Annotated in this window: 17 protein-coding genes; 7 read left to right on the top strand and 10 right to left on the bottom strand. The window is 71.8% G+C overall.

Going from position 1 to position 15880, the window contains the following annotated elements:
- Positions 1–86: 86 nt before the first annotated feature.
- The 9 genes from ACFCV8_RS30385 to ACFCV8_RS30345 all read right to left on the bottom strand — a co-directional run bounded on the left by ACFCV8_RS30385 (position 87) and on the right by ACFCV8_RS30345 (position 8457).
- A complete protein-coding gene (locus ACFCV8_RS30385) occupies positions 87–818 on the bottom strand; it encodes a D-Ala-D-Ala carboxypeptidase family metallohydrolase (RefSeq protein WP_376688693.1) in 732 nt (243 codons plus the stop codon).
- A gap of 192 nt (positions 819–1010) precedes the next feature.
- The gene (def, locus tag ACFCV8_RS30380; RefSeq protein WP_376688692.1) at positions 1011–1649 is read right to left on the bottom strand and encodes a peptide deformylase; all 639 of its coding nucleotides are present in this window, start codon (positions 1647–1649) and stop codon (positions 1011–1013) included.
- 106 nt (positions 1650–1755) lie between these two features.
- Positions 1756–2748: a tetratricopeptide repeat protein gene (locus ACFCV8_RS30375; protein ID WP_376688691.1), complete on the bottom strand. Its 993-nt coding sequence runs from the start codon at positions 2746–2748 to the stop codon at positions 1756–1758.
- A 91-nt stretch (positions 2749–2839) separates the two neighbouring features.
- Positions 2840–4096 (bottom strand): HD-GYP domain-containing protein, encoded by a 1257-nt coding sequence (locus ACFCV8_RS30370; protein WP_376688690.1) that lies wholly within the window; start codon positions 4094–4096, stop codon positions 2840–2842.
- The gene (locus ACFCV8_RS30365) at positions 4093–5526 is read right to left on the bottom strand and encodes an HD-GYP domain-containing protein (protein WP_376688689.1); all 1434 of its coding nucleotides are present in this window, start codon (positions 5524–5526) and stop codon (positions 4093–4095) included. Before ACFCV8_RS30365 ends, ACFCV8_RS30370 begins: the two co-directional genes overlap by 4 nt.
- A gap of 137 nt (positions 5527–5663) precedes the next feature.
- Complete coding sequence (gene rsrA / locus ACFCV8_RS30360) at positions 5664–5984, bottom strand: mycothiol system anti-sigma-R factor (RefSeq protein WP_376688687.1); 321 nt, start codon at positions 5982–5984, stop codon at positions 5664–5666.
- Positions 5981–6637: a sigma-70 family RNA polymerase sigma factor gene (locus ACFCV8_RS30355; protein ID WP_376688694.1), complete on the bottom strand. Its 657-nt coding sequence runs from the start codon at positions 6635–6637 to the stop codon at positions 5981–5983. Before ACFCV8_RS30355 ends, rsrA begins: the two co-directional genes overlap by 4 nt.
- Positions 6638–6953: 316 nt before the next feature.
- Positions 6954–7625, bottom strand: coding sequence for an alpha/beta family hydrolase (locus ACFCV8_RS30350; RefSeq protein ID WP_376688686.1), 672 nt, complete (start codon positions 7623–7625; stop codon positions 6954–6956).
- Positions 7626–7641: 16 nt separating this feature from the next.
- Positions 7642–8457, bottom strand: a complete 816-nt coding sequence (locus ACFCV8_RS30345) for an SOS response-associated peptidase (RefSeq protein WP_376688685.1) — start codon at positions 8455–8457, stop codon at positions 7642–7644.
- A gap of 77 nt (positions 8458–8534) precedes the next feature.
- Between ACFCV8_RS30345 and ACFCV8_RS30340 the strand changes: the two genes are divergently transcribed.
- From ACFCV8_RS30340 to ACFCV8_RS30315, 6 genes are all read left to right on the top strand, one after another.
- On the top strand, positions 8535–9248 hold the full coding sequence (locus tag ACFCV8_RS30340) for a M50 family metallopeptidase (RefSeq protein WP_376688684.1): 714 nt from the start codon (positions 8535–8537) through the stop codon (positions 9246–9248).
- Positions 9249–9365: 117 nt separating this feature from the next.
- A complete protein-coding gene (aroA, locus tag ACFCV8_RS30335; protein ID WP_376688683.1) occupies positions 9366–10682 on the top strand; it encodes a 3-phosphoshikimate 1-carboxyvinyltransferase in 1317 nt (438 codons plus the stop codon).
- 3 nt (positions 10683–10685) lie between these two features.
- Entirely contained in the window at positions 10686–11702 is a 1017-nt protein-coding gene (gene rsgA / locus ACFCV8_RS30330; RefSeq protein ID WP_376688682.1) for a ribosome small subunit-dependent GTPase A, read from the top strand.
- A 132-nt stretch (positions 11703–11834) separates the two neighbouring features.
- Positions 11835–12158, top strand: a complete 324-nt coding sequence (locus ACFCV8_RS30325; RefSeq protein ID WP_376688681.1) for a DMT family transporter — start codon at positions 11835–11837, stop codon at positions 12156–12158.
- 55 nt (positions 12159–12213) lie between these two features.
- Complete coding sequence (gene hisN / locus ACFCV8_RS30320; RefSeq protein WP_376688680.1) at positions 12214–13014, top strand: histidinol-phosphatase; 801 nt, start codon at positions 12214–12216, stop codon at positions 13012–13014.
- Between the two features lie 123 nt (positions 13015–13137).
- On the top strand, positions 13138–13551 hold the full coding sequence (locus ACFCV8_RS30315; protein WP_376688679.1) for a cyclic nucleotide-binding/CBS domain-containing protein: 414 nt from the start codon (positions 13138–13140) through the stop codon (positions 13549–13551).
- Between the two features lie 99 nt (positions 13552–13650).
- On the opposite strand, the gene ACFCV8_RS30310 is transcribed toward ACFCV8_RS30315, so the two are convergent.
- Complete coding sequence (locus tag ACFCV8_RS30310; RefSeq protein ID WP_376688678.1) at positions 13651–15102, bottom strand: catalase; 1452 nt, start codon at positions 15100–15102, stop codon at positions 13651–13653.
- A gap of 161 nt (positions 15103–15263) precedes the next feature.
- Here ACFCV8_RS30310 and ACFCV8_RS30305 point away from each other — a divergent pair, with 161 nt between their 5' ends.
- The gene (locus ACFCV8_RS30305) at positions 15264–15680 is read left to right on the top strand and encodes a Fur family transcriptional regulator (protein ID WP_376688677.1); all 417 of its coding nucleotides are present in this window, start codon (positions 15264–15266) and stop codon (positions 15678–15680) included.
- The last annotated feature ends 200 nt before the right edge of the window (positions 15681–15880 follow it).

The following is a 15880-nucleotide window of genomic DNA, read 5'->3' as shown; positions in this document are numbered from 1 at the left end:
AGCTTTACCTGGTACTACATTTACGACATTGGGTTCTACTTTAATTTCCCCAACAGTGGCAACAAGTGGCTCCCCATGTTCTAAAGTCATGGGCTGGGCGCCGACCAGTAGTGCGAGGGGCCCTGGTTCACGTGAATGTGGTCGTTGTGGTCCGGGTAGCCCGGACCGAGGATCCCGTTGAAGCCGTGGTTGCGGGCCTGTTTGGCGATGGTGCACAGCGCGTGCGGTCCGGAGCCGAGGTCGACGGCGTCCCCGTACATGTGGCGGCTGTTGGACGCGCCGCCGACCGCCGAGTTGCAGGAGGCCGAGCGGAAGCCGCTGGTGACCCGGAGGGGCTGGTCACCCAGCGCGTGCCGCAGCGCCTCCAGCTTCCACATGGAGCTGAGCGCGTTGGCCTTCGCCGTCCCGGCCGCGACCTTGCCCCCGGCCCAGGTGCTGTTGCACTTGTTCAGCTCGGGGTACGTGAAGTGCGCCGGGGTGCAGTCGTTGTCCTGGAGCGCGTAGATCTTGGCCTGGGTGGCGGGGCCCGCGATGCCGTCGGCGGCCAGGCCGTAGGCCGCCTGGAAGCGCTTGACGGCGGCGGTGGTGGCGGGCCCGTAGGACCCGTCGATGGCGAGCACCGAGTTGTAGCCGGGGTAGCCGGACACCCGGATCTGGAGCTGGACGACGTCGTTGCCGGTGGCGCCGGGGGCCAGCGTGCGGGTCCAGGTGTAGCAGCCGTCGGCCTGTGCGGTACCGGCGGTCATCACGGCACCGCCCCACGCGAAAGTCATGGTCATGACAAGGCCGAGCAGGAGTCGTGCGGTGCGTCTGAGCATGAGGGGGCTCCCAACACGGAATGAGGTGTGGGGGAAAGACTGGCGGAGGAGTCGACGCGCGTCAACTTCCCGTAAAGGAACGGCAATTGACCGGCCAGTGAGGAAGAACGGACGGGCCCGGCCCCCGTCGTGGAGGACCGGGCCCGTCCGCGGCGGCCCGACGTGTACGAACGCCTCAGCCGCCGCGGCTCATCAGTCGTTCGGCACGGTCTCGTAGCGCGGCGTGCCCTCCGCCATCTGCCGCAGCGCGTCCTTGCGGTCCCGCTTCGAGAGCCGGTCGATGTACAGGTAGCCGTACAGGTGGTCCGTCTCGTGCTGGAGGCAGCGGGCGAAGAAGCCGGTGCCCCGGACCCTGATCGGGTTGCCCTTCGCGTCCTGGCCCGTGACCACCGCGTAGTCCGGGCGGGCCAGCTCGGCGTACGCGGTCGGCACCGAGAGGCAGCCCTCGTTGGAGTCGTCCAGCACCCGCTGCTCGGGCGCCAGCTCCTCCAGCACCGGGTTGCAGACGGCGCCCACGTGCCGCACGCCCTCGTCGTCCGGGCAGTCGTAGACGAAGACCTTGCGGTCGACACCGATCTGGTTGGCGGCGAGGCCGACGCCCTCGGCGGTCCGCTGGCTCGCGAACATGTCGTCGATCAGGCGGGCCAGCTCGTCGTCGAACTCCGTGACGTCCGCGCACTCCTTGTGGAGCACCGGATTGCCCACGACCGTGATCGGACGGGAGGTACCGCGCTCACGGTAGGCCGCCTCGCGCGCCTCACAGTCCTCGGTGTCCACGACGAATCCCTCGTCGTCGAGGATGATCTGCTCGTCCGTCTCCTGCTGCGCCATCTCCGCCGTACGCCTTCCTCAGAACCTGAAACCCGGCCGTCCGGCAGTCCCGGGGCCCGGCTGCCCGTGCACCGCGACCGGTGTCCGTACAGCCTACGGGCACCGGTCAGCAGACTTCTTCCAGATCCCGCCACTCGCGGCTGTCCGGGCTGTCGGCCACCCAGCCGTCCAGCAGACCGCGCACCAGCCCGGCCGGCGCGGCTATCCCGCACTCGCGCTCGGGCACCCACAGCTCACCGGAGGTGCGGTGGCCCAGCGGACCGGGATGGCCCGGCTCGCTGTGGTCGTGCGGGTCGAGATGCTCGCCGTCGCCCTCGTCGCTCTCCATCCGGCTCTCCGAACAGGCCCGGCAGAGCAGCCGCACCGAGGACGACCAGTCCTCGGCGGCGAACCCGGCGTCGGACGCCAGCCGCTCCAGCGCGTCCCGGTCCGCCTCGGTGGCCGCTTCCAGCAGCACCACCCAGGTCGGCACGGGGGACGGCGCCCACAGCTCGATCTCGTCGAAGACCGGGTACGAGGGACCGGCCGCGGTGACCCGCTCGCCGTTCGGCACCCCGTCGTGCAGCACGACCTCGCCCCAGCGGCGGCCGGACGACGGCAGCGGGATGGAGAGCACCTCCATCCGGGCCGGATCGAGCCTGCGGCCCCAGACCACCTCGGCCTCGCCCTCCGGCGACAGCCGCACCGCGGCGCTGCCCAGCTCCATGCCGAGCGGCTCGCTGTTGGCCGCCGACACGTGCTGGCCGGTGCCCGGCACCTTCAGGCCGTACGCCTGCCAGGCCCGGCGGGCCAGCGGCCAGTCCTGGAGCGCGGTGGCGGCGATCCCGACGTTCCACCAGTCCGGGGCGCCGGATTCCTTGCCGAGCAGCGCGACGGCCCGCAGACCGGCGGCCCTCGCCTGTTCCCAGTCGTGCCGGAACTTGTGCAGCAGCGCCAGGTTGAACCACGACTCCGAGAGCCAGGGTTCCAGGTCCGCCGCACGCGTCAGCAGTGCGCCCGCGTCCTCGTACCGGCCGTCGCCGATCAGCGTGAACGCGCGGTCCGTGGCCTGCCGCCAAGAGGCGGAGGGCCGATGCCGTACCTTCCCGAAGATCCTCACGATTCCCGCCTGTCCCGACTGGACACCCTCTGATTTCCACTCTCTTCGCATCCAACCATGCCGGGCCGGACGCCCGCTCATTACCCGTGGGTTAGCCGGGCGGCACCGGGACCGGCGCGCCCCTGGCCAGGACCCTGGCCAGGGATTCCACGACTTCGGGCTGATAGTCGTGGGCCGTGCCGAGCCTGAGTTGTTCGAGCGCGCCCAGCGGCCCGATGAGACTTTCCCCGCACAGGTCGTCGTATGCGTTGACGACCCTGACGATCCTGGCGGACAACGGCTGCTCGCGGTAGGGGTCCGCCTGCCGTTCCACGACGACGGCGACCTCGGTGTCCACCCCGGTCTGGCGGACCACCGCACCGCCGAGCAGGGCGATGCGGCGCTGCTCGGCGGCGGGCAGGGTGGCCGTCGCCCCGCAGGGGACCGGGTCCACCAGCGAGAGCTGGCCGATGTCGTGCATCAGGGCGGCGTACTCCAGGACGGTCAGCCGGCTCCCGGAGAGCCCCAGCTCGCGGCCGACGGCCCGGCAGAGCGCCGCGACCCTGCGGGCATGCCCGGGCGGGGTGTATCCGGCGATCTCGGTGGACCGGGCGAGCGAGGCGATGGTCTGCCGGTAGGTGGTGCGTACGGCGACGAAGCGGCGGAAGGAGACCTGGGTCAGCAGCAGCGGTACGCACAGCACCGGCAGCGCCCACAGCCCGGCCACGGCCACCCCCAGCGCCATCACCACCCCGGTCGCGCAGACCGCCGAGCCGATGCCGGCGAGGCCGCGCAGCTCGTCGCGGAGGACCGGCGGGTAGGGGTGGCGGGTGCGGGCGCACAGCAGCAGGGCCGCGAGCACGGCGTCGCACAGCGCGGTCAGGACGAGGATCAGGACCAGGACCAGGACGTAGTACGGCCCCTCGGCGAGCCGCCCCCCGGTGTACAGCGGCTGGAAGCAGACGGCGGCGAAGGTGACCGTCAGGACGCGGCGGGCCACCCGGTCGGGGGCGGGTCCGGTGCCACGGGCCACGTGGGGCACCGAGGCGACGAGCTGGGCCGCGACGAGCACGGCGATCACCTGGTGCACCCCGTGCGTGGTCGGCTCACCGCCGCTGCGGCCGAGCAGCGCGTACGCCAGCGCCCCGGCGGCGCCGAGCGGTGCGGGCTCGCGCTCCCCGGGCAGCGCGCCCCACCGGGTCAGCTCGCCGAGCGCGATCAGCACGCCGAAGGCGAGGGCGTGCCCGGGGTCGTGGACGCCCTCCCAGAGGGTGAGGCCGAGCCCGGCGGCGGCGAGCAGCACCACGAGGGCGCGGACGGCGGGGGCGACGAGAAGCACGGGGGGCGCTCCGGCCCCGGCACGGGTCATCCGCGGCGGTCCGCGGTCGCCTGCGGACCGGGCGCGGGAACACGGCCGGGGCGACCGGGCCCGCCGGAGGGTCCGGGCCCGTCGGAAGGCACGGCGCCACCGGAAGGCACGGGCCTGCCGGGGAGTGCCGGCTCCTCCTGCGGCCCCGCGGCCGTCTCCGCGGACCAGCCGTGGCGGTCCAGCCCGCGTGCCAGCGCCCGCACCATCCGCGGGTCGAACTGCGTGCCCGCGCACCGCTTCAGCTCGGCCAGCGCGGCGGGCACCGGCCTGCCCCGCCGGTACGAGCGGGTCGAGGTCATCGCGTCGAAGGCGTCGGCCACCGCGACGACCCGGGCGAACTCCGGGATCTCGCGCCCGCTGAGCCCGTACGGGTAGCCGGTGCCGTCGAGCCGTTCGTGGTGGTGCAGGATGGCGGCCCGCGCCTCGCCCAGGAAACCGATGCCGCGCACGATCTCGTGCCCGTACTCCGGGTGCAGCTCGATCACCTGGCGTTCCTCCGGGGTGAGCGGCCCGTCCTTGCGGAGCACCCGGGTAGGCACACCGAGCTTGCCGACGTCGTGCAGGATCCCGGCGAACCGGAGGACCTCCGTGCGCTGTTGGTCCATGCCCAGTTCGCGGGCGATCAGGACGGAGGCCCGGCCGACCCGCTCGCTGTGGCCCCGGGTGTACGTGTCCTTGAGGTCGACGGCCTGCACCAGGGCCCGGATGGTGGCGCGGTGCGCGGCGTGCTCGCGGTGGTACTGCGCGAAGACCCAGCAGGAGATGTACATCGGCAGCAGGACGATGAGCGCGGACAGCGGCCCGTACGGACCGTGCCACAGGACCGCCATCATCAGCCCGGCCAGTCCGTGCACCAGGTGCGGCCCCAACGAACGGCTCAGCAGTCCGCTCCAGGCCCGTCGCGGCGGGAGCCGTTCGGCGGCGACGAGGATCGAGCCGTCCAGCGCGGCCAGCACGAGGCTGAAGGCCAGCACGGCACCGCAGCCGGGCACCACCGCGTACGGGAGGCCGGGGAGCCGGCCGGGGCCGCCGAGGGTGGCCGGGCCGCCGAGCAGTCCGTGGACGGCCGAGGCGGCCCACACCGTGACGGCGAGCTGCGCGGCCCGCCAGACGCGGCGCACGGCGGCGGGCGGCCGCTCCACCCGGCCGACGAGCGAACCGGGCACGGCGACCAGGGCCGCGGCGGCGGGCGGAAGCAGGAAGGCGGCTGCGAGCAGCAGCGGAAAGAACGATCCGGCAGGGATCGGCAGGGAGCCGCCGGGAAAGGGGCGGCGCCCGGGGAGCTCGCAGGCGAGATAGAGCCCGGCGAGCAGGAGGACGGTGGCCCACGGCGTCCCGGCCCCGCCGCACAGCGCGGGTGCCGCACAGCACAGAGCGCCCGCCGCGACGGCCGCGATGTGCGCGCGGGCCGCCCCGCGTGTGGCTCTCACCCGCTCGGCCCGCCCTCCGACGTCGTCAATGGAGGGGTCACGCTAGCGATTCGTGCGACCGGTCGAGCGTCAATGAGCCCGATTAGCACATTCGGGTGATGCGGTGGCGGCGGCCGGGACGGACCGGCCGCCGGGGGTCACTCCTTGGCGGCGGTCGGCTGCTCGCTGCCCGCGGCCGTGACGTCCTGCTCGGGGACGGCCTGTCCGGAGCGGATCAGGTCGATCCGGCCCATCACCTTGGACCGCAGGTCACTGGGAACGTCGTCCTGACCGCAGCACCGCTTGACGAGCTTCTTGACGGCCTGCTCCAGGCCGTACTTCTCCAGGCACGGGGAACACTCCTCGAAGTGCACCTCGAACTTGTTGCAGTCACTGTCGGGCATCTCGTGGTCGAGGAACTCGTAGAGATGGTCGAGGACTTCCGAGCAGTCCGTCTCGTGCGGCTCTCCGCAGCTCATGAGCCCGAGCCTTTCCGATCGTCCGACTCTCCGGCACCGGCCGGGACGAGCCCGCGCTCACGGGCGTAGTCCTCCAGCATGCCGCGCAACTGGCGGCGGCCCCGGTGCAGTCGGGACATCACCGTACCGATGGGAGTCCCCATGATGTCCGCGATCTCCTTGTACGCAAAGCCCTCGACATCGGCGAGGTAGACCGCGATGCGGAACTCCTCGGGGATCGCCTGGAGAGCGGCCTTCACGTCGGAGTCGGGCAGGTGGTCGAGCGCCTGCGACTCCGCCGAGCGCAGACCGGTCGACATGTGCGACTCGGCGCGCGCCAGCTGCCAGTCCTCGATCTCCTCGGCGGCGCTGCGCTGGGGCTCACGCTGCTTCTTGCGGTACGAGTTGATGAAGGTGTTGGTGAGGATGCGGTACATCCACGCCTTGAGGTTGGTGCCCTCGCGGAACTGGTGGAAGGAGCCGTACGCCTTGGCGTACGTCTCCTGGACCAGGTCCTCGGCATCCGCGGGGTTGCGCGTCATGCGCAGCGCGGCCGAGTACATCTGGTCGAGATATCCGAGCGCATCCCGCTCGAAGCGCGCGTTGCGCTCGGCGGGTGTCTCCTGTGCGCGGCCGTCGCCGGTCCCCGTATCGGTCCCAGTGACCGGACCCACCTCCTCCGACGCCATGGCGGAACCGAGACCGGATCCGCTCGAATCGGAGAATAGTCGACCTTGCTTCGGGACGGGCTGTCGATCCTTTCCGCCCAGCCCCCGCTCGGGAGTGGTCCTGGCCGCGTGCAGCACCGTCCACTCCAGGTCAGCGGTGTTCGAGCGGCGCGGGCAGATGGTCGAACCCATGCGACGGACTCCCTCTCCACAACGACGTATGTGTACCGATGACTCCGACAACAGCGGCCTCGCGCCGGGCATTCCCGGAGTACGCCACAGGGGTACGCCGCGGTCACCGGCGCACCTGGCGGAAGCCGGGTCACACCAGGTCGGCCAGCCATCCGGTCACGGCGTCGGTGAGGATCTCCAGCGCCGCCTCCTGGCCCGGCCCGGTCTTCTTCGGTACGGCGAAGCCGTGGTCGCCGCCGGGCACCTCGGTGATCCGGTACTCCCCCGGCGGGAACTCGCCGGGCCGCCCGAACGGATCGCGGCCGCCCTGCACGACGAGGGCCGGGACGCCGGTGCCGAGGAGCTCGTCGGCCCTGGACCTCTCCGGCCTGCCCGGCGGATGCAGCGGGAAGGCGAGTGCGAGCACCCCGCGGGCGCCCAGCTCCGCCGCCGTCCGGCAGGCCACCCGGGCCCCGGCGCTCCGCCCGCCCGCGACGACCGGCGGCCCGGCGGCGGCCAGCGCGGGCCACAGCCCCCGCCACCCCGTGTCCAGCGTCTTCGGAGCGGGCGCGAGCCGCTTCCCGGCCACCCGCCACGGCTGCTCCACCAGGGCGACGGTGATGCCGTGGGCGGGGAGCGCGGCGGCCAGGGCCGTCAGGTCGCGGGCCTCGATGCCGCCGCCCGCGCCGTGCCCGAGGGCCAGCACCGCACGCGCGTCGCCGGTGGCGGGGTGCCAGGTGATCCTCGCCGGTCCGGCGTCGGTGTCGACCAGGTCGGTGGTCCGGGCTCCGTGGCCCGTCTCTGCTGTACTCACGCGCCCCATCCTCCCCGCGGCGTCCTCAGAACAGGGTGCCCGCCTCCGGCGCGGCCAGTTCTTCCAGCAGTTCGGGGCCGTTGTTGCGGACGTTGCTGACGGCCGTGGCCACCGGGTAGGCCCGCATCAGCCCGGCGGGCGGCGGCGTGAGCAGGGCCCGCAGCTCGTCGACGTCCGTGTGTGCCGGGTCGAGCCAGGCGTCCCAGCGGTCCGGGGTCAGCATCAGCGGCATCCGGGGGTGGATGTCGGCGAGCGTGGCCGGGCCCTCGGCGGGGGCGACCGCGAGCGGGGTGGTCTCGGCCTCGGTCGTGATCACCGAGCAGGTCGCCCACCAGGCCTGCGGGTGGTCGTCCGGAAGGGTCCGGTCGCGCCAGAACTCGTACAGTCCGGCCATCGCGAAGACCGAGCCGTCGGCGGGCGTGACGAAGTACGGCTGCTTGCGCGGGCGCTTGCGCTTCCCCTTCTCCTCCAGCTGCCGTTCGTCGGCGCCGGTGACCCACTCGTAGTAGCCGTCGGCGGGCAGGACGCAGCGCCGGGAGGCGAAGGGGCGGCGGAAGGACGGCTTCTCGTGGACGGTCTCCGCGCGGGCGTTGATCATCCGGGCGGCGCCTTCCGGGGACTTGGCCCAGGACGGCACGAGCCCCCACTTCAGTACCCGCATCTGGCGAACCGGACGCCGGTCGTCGGCGTCCTTCAAAGGACGCTCCAGTACGGCGTAGACCTCCTTGGTGGGGGCCACGTTCCAATCGGGCACCAGAGCCTCGGTGGGTTCCCACTTCTCGACCTGGAAGAGTCCGGTCAGGTCCTCGGGCCGCCGACTCGCTGCATACCGTCCGCACATAAGTGCCAGACTGCCACGACCGCCACACCGGCAGGACGCCGATACCGCAAGCCGAACCACAAGGAGCCGCCCGCGCCATGGACAGCACCGATCTGGGCAATCTCTGGGACCGGGTCCTCGGCACCCAGCCGGCCCCCGAGCAGTGGCTGGTGGTGGTGACCGGCACGCTGGCGCTGATCGCCGTCGTGCCCAACCCCCTGTGGCGGCTGACCCGCAACGCGATCACCATCGCGCACGAGGGCGGGCACGGACTGGTCGCACTGCTCACCGGGCGGCAGCTCTCCGGCATCCGGCTGCACTCGGACACCAGCGGGCTGACCGTCAGCCGCGGCAAGCCGACCGGCATCGGCATGGTCCTGACCGCCGCCGCGGGCTACACCGCCCCGCCGCTGCTGGGCCTGGGCGGTGCGTGGCTGCTGACCGATGGCCGGATCACCCTGCTGCTGTGGGTGGCCACCGCGCTGCTCGCGGCGATGCTGGTGATGATCCGCAATGTGTACGGGGCGCTGACGGTGATCCTCACCGGCTCCGCCTTCCTGCTGGTGTCCTGGCTGGCCTCGCCCGACTGGCAGTCGTTCTTCGCGTACACCGTGGTCTGGTTCCTGCTGCTCGGCGGGGTGCGCCCGGCCTTCGAGCTCCAGTCGAAGCGGCGGTACGGCGGCGCGCCCGACTCGGACGCGGACCAGCTGTCGCGGCTGACGGACGTGCCGGCCGCGCTCTGGCTCTTCCTCTTCCACGCGGTGTCGCTCTGCTCGCTGATCGGCGGCGGGCGCTGGCTGCTCGGGCTCTGAGCGGACGCGGCCGGCTCCCCCGCCGGGCCGGTACCCGCCGCCACGCTCTGATTACGGCCAGATTTCGTCACATTTGGTCAGGATTGCGCCCGGTGGGGAGCCACTAAGGTAAGGACCATGACCGAGAGTTCCGCGCACCCCGCCCTCTGGCCCGCCCCGCACGCGACCGGGGCCGTCGACGCGACGGTCACCGTCCCCGGATCGAAATCGGTCACCAACCGCGCGCTCGTCCTCGCCGCGCTCGCCGCCGAGCCCGGCTGGCTGCGCCGCCCCCTGCGCTCCCGCGACACCCTGCTGATGGCCGAGGCGCTGCGCTCGATGGGCGTCGGCATCGAGGAGGGCGTCGGACCGGACGGCACCGGCGAGGCCTGGCGGGTCATCCCGGCCGGACTGCACGGCCCCACCACGGTCGACGTCGGCAACGCCGGTACGGTGATGCGCTTCCTGCCGCCGGTCGCGACCCTCGCCGACGGGCCGGTCCGCTTCGACGGCGACCCGCGTTCGTACGAGCGCCCGCTGACCGGTGTCATCGACGCGCTGCGCGCGCTCGGCGCACGGATCGACGACGAGGGCCGCGGCTCGCTGCCGATGACGGTGCACGGCAGCGGGGCGCTGGACGGCGGCGCCGTGGAGATCGACGCCTCCTCGTCCTCCCAGTTCGTCTCGGCGCTGCTGCTGTCGGCGCCGCGGTTCAACCAGGGCGTCGAGGTCCATCACACCGGCGGCCGGCTCCCCTCCATGCCGCACATCCGGATGACGGTCGACATGCTGCGGGCGGTCGGCGCGCAGGTCGACGAGCCGGAGACGGGCGGCGAGCCGAACGTCTGGCGGGTCTCGCACTCGGCGCTGCTCGGCCGCGACCTGACCATCGAGCCCGACCTCTCCAACGCCCAGCCCTTCCTCGCGGCCGCGCTGGTCACCGGCGGCCGGGTCACCATCCCCGACTGGCCCGAGCACACCACCCAGCCGGGCGACGCGCTGCGGGAGATCTTCACGGCGATGGGCGGCAGCTGCGAGCTGACCGGGCGCGGGCTCACCCTCACCGGATCCGGCCGCGTCCACGGCATCGACGTCGACCTCGGCGAGGTCGGCGAGCTGACGCCGGTGATCGCCGCGCTCGCCGCGCTCGCCGACTCGCCGTCCACCCTGAGCGGCGTCGCCCACCTGCGCCTCCATGAGACGGACCGTCTGGCCGCGCTCACCAAGGAGATCAACGAGCTCGGCGGCGACGTCACCGAGACCGCCGACGGCCTCCACATCCGGCCCCGCCCGCTGCGCGGCGGTACCTTCCATACGTACGACGACCACCGGATGGCGACCGCCGGATCGGTGATCGGCCTGGCCGTGCCCGGAGTGGAGATCGAGAACGTGGCGACAACCGCCAAGACCCTGCCGGACTTCCCGCAGATGTGGACCGGAATGCTCGGGGCCTGAGAAATGCGCCGCTACGGCAAGCACACCGACGAGGACGACGTCCGGGTCCGCCCCAACCGCAAGGGCAACCGGCCCCGTACCCACATCCGCCCCAAGCACGAGGACGCCGAGGAGGGCATGGTCCTCACCGTGGACCGGGGCCGCCTCACCTGTCTCGTCGACGGCCGTACGGTCGTCGCGATGAAGGCCCGCGAGCTGGGCCGGAAGGCCGCCGTGGTGGGCGACCGGGTCTCGATCGTCGGGGACCTCTCCGGCGACAAGGACACCCTCGCCCGGATCGTCCGCATCAGTGAGCGCCACTCGGTGCTGCGCCGGACGGCCGACGACGACGATCCGTTCGAGCGGGTCGTCGTCGCCAACGCCGACCAGCTCGCCATCGTCACCGCGCTCGCCGATCCGGAACCCCGTCCGCGGATGATCGACCGCTGTCTGGTCGCCGCGTACGACGGCGGCCTCTCCCCGCTCCTGGTGCTCACCAAGTCCGACCTGGCTCCCCCGGACAAGCTGCTGGAGGCGTACATCCCGCTGGGCGTCCCGTACGTGGTGACCAGCCGCGAGGAGCTGGAGAACGGCGACGCCGCCGACCGGGTCCGCGCGCAGCTCGACGGCCGGGTCACCGCCTTCGTCGGGCACTCCGGCGTCGGCAAGACCACCCTGGTCAACGCCCTGGTGCCGAAGGACCGGCGGCGTACGACGGGTGTGGTCAACGCGGTCACCGGCCGCGGCCGTCACACCACCACCTCGGCGCTCGCGCTGCCGCTGTCCGGCGACCGGGGCTGGGTGATCGACACCCCCGGCGTCCGTTCCTTCGGGCTCAACCACATCGATCCGTCCCGGGTGATCCACGCCTTCCCGGACCTGGAGCCCGGCGCCGAGGAGTGCCCGCGCGGCTGCACCCACGACAGCCGGCAACCGGAATGCGCCCTGGACGCCTGGGTGGCGGACGGCCACGCCGATCCGGCCCGGCTGGACTCGCTGCGCAGGCTGCTGGCCACCCGGGAACGGCGCGAGGGCGACTGACCCGATCGCGTTTGCGATCCACCCCAACAGGTAAATGCATAATCACACTCGACGTGATCACGCTGGGCGTGATGACGTCCGACGCGGACACACGGCGTGGCAAGGCGGCCACCGGGCGGGAGGGCATGGACGATGGCGTGGTTGCTGGTCGTGGTCGCAGGGCTCCTGGAGACCGGTTTCGCCGTCTGCCTGAAGCTCTCGCACGGCTTCACCCGGCTCTGGCCGACGATCGCGTTCGCCGTCTTCGCCCTCGGCAGCTTCGGTCTGCTGACGCTGTCGCTGAAGAAGCTCGACGTGGGGCCCGCCTACGCCGTGTGGACCGGCATCGGCGCGGCGGGCACCGCGATCTACGGCATGGTCTTCCTCGACGACGTGGTCTCCACGCTCAAGCTGATCTCGATCTCCCTGGTCATCCTCGGGGTGATCGGTCTCCAGCTCTCGGGCTCCTCGCACTGAGCCGTGCTCACCGGGCCGTGTAGCCCCGTTCATCTGCGGTCGATACTGTGACGACATGCCCGATTACCACGATGATCTGCGCCTTGCCCATGTCCTGGCGGACGCCGCCGACGCGGCGACGATGGACCGGTTCAAGGCGCTCGACCTCAAGGTCGAGACCAAGCCGGACATGACGCCGGTGACCGAGGCCGACAAGGCCGCCGAGGAGGTCATCCGCGGCCACCTCCACCGGGCCCGCCCGCGTGACGCGATCCTGGGCGAGGAGTTCGGGATCGAGGGCACCGGCCCCCGGCGCTGGGTCATCGACCCGATCGACGGCACCAAGAACTACGTACGCGGCGTGCCGGTCTGGGCGACGCTGATCTCGCTGATGGAGGAGGGCGAGGACGGTTTCCAGCCGGTCGTCGGCGTGGTGTCCGCGCCCGCGCTGAGCCGGCGCTGGTGGGCGGCGAAGGGGGCGGGCGCGTACACCGGCCGCAGCCTGACCTCCGCCACCCGGCTCCAGGTGTCCGGGGTCGAGCGGATCGCGGACGCCTCCTTCGCGTACGCCTCGCTGAGCGGCTGGGAGGACCAGGGGCGCCTCGACGGGTTCCTCGATCTGACCAGGGCCTGCTGGCGCACCCGCGGGTACGGGGACTTCTGGCCGTACATGATGGTCGCCGAGGGTTCGGTGGACATCTGCGCGGAACCGGAGCTCTCGCTCTGGGACATGGCCGCCAACGCCATCGTCGTCCAGGAGGCGGGCGGGAGGTTCACCAGTCTGGACGGGGTGTCCGGTCCGGGCGGCGGCAACGCGGCCGCCTCCAACGGGCTGCTCCACCACGAGCTGCTCGGCTATCTGAACCAGCGCTACTGACGCCGCGAAACCGGGGCGGCACGCGGTTGTTCCGCCCCGGCATCGGTGCGACGCTGGGATTCCCAGGGCCCTTGAGCAGGTGCATCCGCCCGCACGGCCGTCCGCCGAGGAGATGGTCCCGCCATGCTCGTCCGTGACGCCATGAGCACGCTGGTCCTCACCGTCCGGTCCGCCGACACGCTCCGCCGGGCCGCCCGGCTGATGTCGGACCACTGCGTCGGGGCCGTGGTCGTCCTCGACGCGGAGGCGGACGACGAAGACCGCGTCCTCGGCATCCTCACCGAGCGGGACATCCTCCACGCGGTCGGCTCCGGCCGGGACCCGGGCGCCGAGCCCGCCGGCCCCCACACCACCACCGAGGTGGTCTGCGCCGCGCCCGCCTGGCCCCTGGAGCGGGCCGCGGAGGCCATGACGCGTGGCGGGTTCCGTCATCTGGTCGTGCTGGACGGCCACCGCCCGGTGGGCATCGTCTCGCTCCGCGACATCCTGCGCTGCTGGGCCCCGTCCGGACGCCGCCACGCGGACCTCAGCGGCTGACCCCGGCACGAACGGGCCTGTGCCGGCCGGATGAAACGGCCGGTGGGCCGGTCCCCTCCGAGGAGAAGACCGGCCCACCGTCGACGGCAGTCGCCCGGGTCAGCCGCGCAGGGCCTGGACCGCGGCCTCCAGACGCTTGCCGAAGTCGCCGTCCGCCTGGCGGAAGTTGTTGATCGCGCGCTCGGCGATGTCGTCGCGCGACACCTTGGCGATGAACCCGGCGAGGTTCTCCACCAGCCGCGCCCTCTCGTCCTCGGAGAACAGCCGGTAGAGGTTCCCCGCCTGCACGAAGTCGTTGTCCTCGGCGTGGCTCGGCGCCACGTGCGTGTGGACGTCGCCGCTGACCGGGGTGGCCTCCCACAGCGGACGGCCGGTCTCGAACGGGCCCCCGAAGCTGTTCGGCTCGTAGTTCTTCGCACCCTTGTGACGGCCGTCGTACAGGAAGCCGTCACGGCTGTTGGTACGCGCCTCGGTGGCGTGCGGGCGGTTCACCGGCAGGTGGTCAGCGTTGATGCCGACGCGGTAGCGGTGGGCGTCGCCGTACGCGAACAGCCGGCCCTGGAGCATCTTGTCCGGGGACGGGCCGATGCCCGGCACGAAGTGCGCGGGGCTGAAGATCGACTGCTCGACCTCCGCGAAGATGTTCTCCGGGTTGCGGTTGAGCTCCAGCTTCCCGATCTCGATCGGCGGGTAGTCCTCGTGCGGCCACACCTTGGTGAGGTCGAACGGGTTGAAGCGGTACGCGCCCGCCTCGGCCGCCGGCATGATCTGGACCTGCACCGTCCAGCTCGGGAAGTCACCGCGCTCGATGGCCTCGCGCAGGTCCCGCTGATGACTGTCGGGGTCCTCGCCGGCGAGCTGGTTGGCCTCGGCCTGGGTGAGGTTCTTGATGCCCTGGTCGGTCTTGAAGTGGTACTTGACCCAGAAGACCTCGCCCGCCTCGTTGCTCCACTGGTAGGTGTGCGAACCGTAGCCGTTCATGTGGCGGTACGAGGCCGGGATGCCGCGGTCACCGAAGAGCCAGGTCACCTGGTGCGTCGACTCCGGGGAGAGCCCCCAGAAGTCCCAGACGTTGTCCGCCTCCTGCGAGCCGGTGTACGGGTCGCGCTTCTGGGTGTGGATGAAGTCGGGGAACTTGATGGCGTCCTTGATGAAGAACACCGGGGTGTTGTTGCCGACGAGGTCGTAGTTGCCCTCCTCGGTGTAGAACTTCAGCGCGAAGCCCCGGGGGTCGCGCACCGCGTCGGCCGCGCCGAGGTTGCCCGCCACGGTCGAGAAGCGGAGGAAGGTCTCCGTCTGCTTGCCGACCTCCGAGAGGAACTTCGCCCGCGTCCACTCCGAGACATCGCGGGTCAGCGTGAACGTGCCGTACGCACCGGCGCCCCGGGCGTGCACGATGCGCTCCGGGATGCGCTCACGGTTGAAGTGCGCGAGCTTCTCCAGCAGCGACTGGTCCTGCACCAGAACAGGACCGCCGACGCCCGCGGTCTGGCTGTTCTGGTTGTCGGCGACCGGCGCGCCGGCCTCCGTGGTGAGCGGTCCCTGCGTCACGTGCGCCTCCTGCGTCGTTCCTGCACATTCGTCATGTCGTGCACAGCCTGTCCCTTGGCGTATGCCGTTGTCGATCCTACAATGGACAAAGTCCAAGTCAAGTGAACATCCAGATTCACACACGTTCGGGACACGCCCCCTCGACTGTTAGGCTTACCCCTATGAGCGACCTGTTGGAACGACTTCGCAGCCGCGGCTGGCGCATGACCGCGCAGCGCCGCGTCGTGGCCGAGGTCCTCGACGGGGACCATGTGCACCTGACGGCGGACGAGGTCCATGCCCGGGCCGTGGCCAAGCTGCCCGAGATCTCCCGCGCCACCGTCTACAACACGCTGGGCGAGATGGTGACGCTCGGCGAGGTCATCGAAGTCTCCACGGACCGCCGCGCCAAGCGGTACGACCCGAACGCGCACCGGCCCCACCACCACCTGGTCTGCGCGAGCTGCGGCACGATCCGCGACGTGCACCCGGCCGGTGACCCGATGGCGGACCTGCCGAGCGACGAGCGCTTCGGCTTCACGGTCTCCGACGTCGAAGTGACCTACCGCGGCATCTGCCCGGGGTGCGCGGCCTCCTGATCGCTGCGCGAAGGGCCCCGGTGCGCGTCTCCGTGCACCGGGGCCCTTCGCATGCCGGCCTCACGGACAGATCCGCAGGCCCCTATGCAGAAAGCCGGATCCCGTAAAGGATCCGGCCTTCTGTTTCAGTAGCGGGGACAGGATTTGAACCTGCGACCTCTGGGTTATGAGCCCAGCGAGCTACCGAGCTGCTCCACCCC

Source organism: Streptomyces sp. NPDC056347 (assembly GCF_042262625.1).
In the GTDB taxonomy this organism is placed as follows: Bacteria; Actinomycetota; Actinomycetes; order Streptomycetales; family Streptomycetaceae; genus Streptomyces.
This window is presented reverse-complemented; position numbering and strand designations above follow the sequence as displayed.

What these genes read in the sequence shown, in the direction of transcription:
- ACFCV8_RS30315 (WP_376688679.1), top strand. Translation starts at nt 13,138, where the DNA reads ATGCTCGTCCGTGACGCCATGAGCACGCTGGTCCTCACCGTCCGGTCC.
- rsgA (WP_376688682.1), top strand. Translation starts at nt 10,686, where the DNA reads ATGCGCCGCTACGGCAAGCACACCGACGAGGACGACGTCCGGGTCCGC.
- rsrA (WP_376688687.1), bottom strand. Translation starts at nt 5,984, where the DNA reads ATGAGCTGCGGAGAGCCGCACGAGACGGACTGCTCGGAAGTCCTCGAC.
- ACFCV8_RS30350 (WP_376688686.1), bottom strand. Translation starts at nt 7,625, where the DNA reads ATGGGGCGCGTGAGTACAGCAGAGACGGGCCACGGAGCCCGGACCACC.
- ACFCV8_RS30340 (WP_376688684.1), top strand. Translation starts at nt 8,535, where the DNA reads ATGGACAGCACCGATCTGGGCAATCTCTGGGACCGGGTCCTCGGCACC.
- ACFCV8_RS30370 (WP_376688690.1), bottom strand. Translation starts at nt 4,096, where the DNA reads ATGACCCGTGCCGGGGCCGGAGCGCCCCCCGTGCTTCTCGTCGCCCCC.
- ACFCV8_RS30385 (WP_376688693.1), bottom strand. Translation starts at nt 818, where the DNA reads ATGCTCAGACGCACCGCACGACTCCTGCTCGGCCTTGTCATGACCATG.
- ACFCV8_RS30325 (WP_376688681.1), top strand. Translation starts at nt 11,835, where the DNA reads ATGGCGTGGTTGCTGGTCGTGGTCGCAGGGCTCCTGGAGACCGGTTTC.
- def (WP_376688692.1), bottom strand. Translation starts at nt 1,649, where the DNA reads ATGGCGCAGCAGGAGACGGACGAGCAGATCATCCTCGACGACGAGGGA.
- ACFCV8_RS30345 (WP_376688685.1), bottom strand. Translation starts at nt 8,457, where the DNA reads ATGTGCGGACGGTATGCAGCGAGTCGGCGGCCCGAGGACCTGACCGGA.
- ACFCV8_RS30305 (WP_376688677.1), top strand. Translation starts at nt 15,264, where the DNA reads ATGAGCGACCTGTTGGAACGACTTCGCAGCCGCGGCTGGCGCATGACC.
- aroA (WP_376688683.1), top strand. Translation starts at nt 9,366, where the DNA reads ATGACCGAGAGTTCCGCGCACCCCGCCCTCTGGCCCGCCCCGCACGCG.
- hisN (WP_376688680.1), top strand. Translation starts at nt 12,214, where the DNA reads ATGCCCGATTACCACGATGATCTGCGCCTTGCCCATGTCCTGGCGGAC.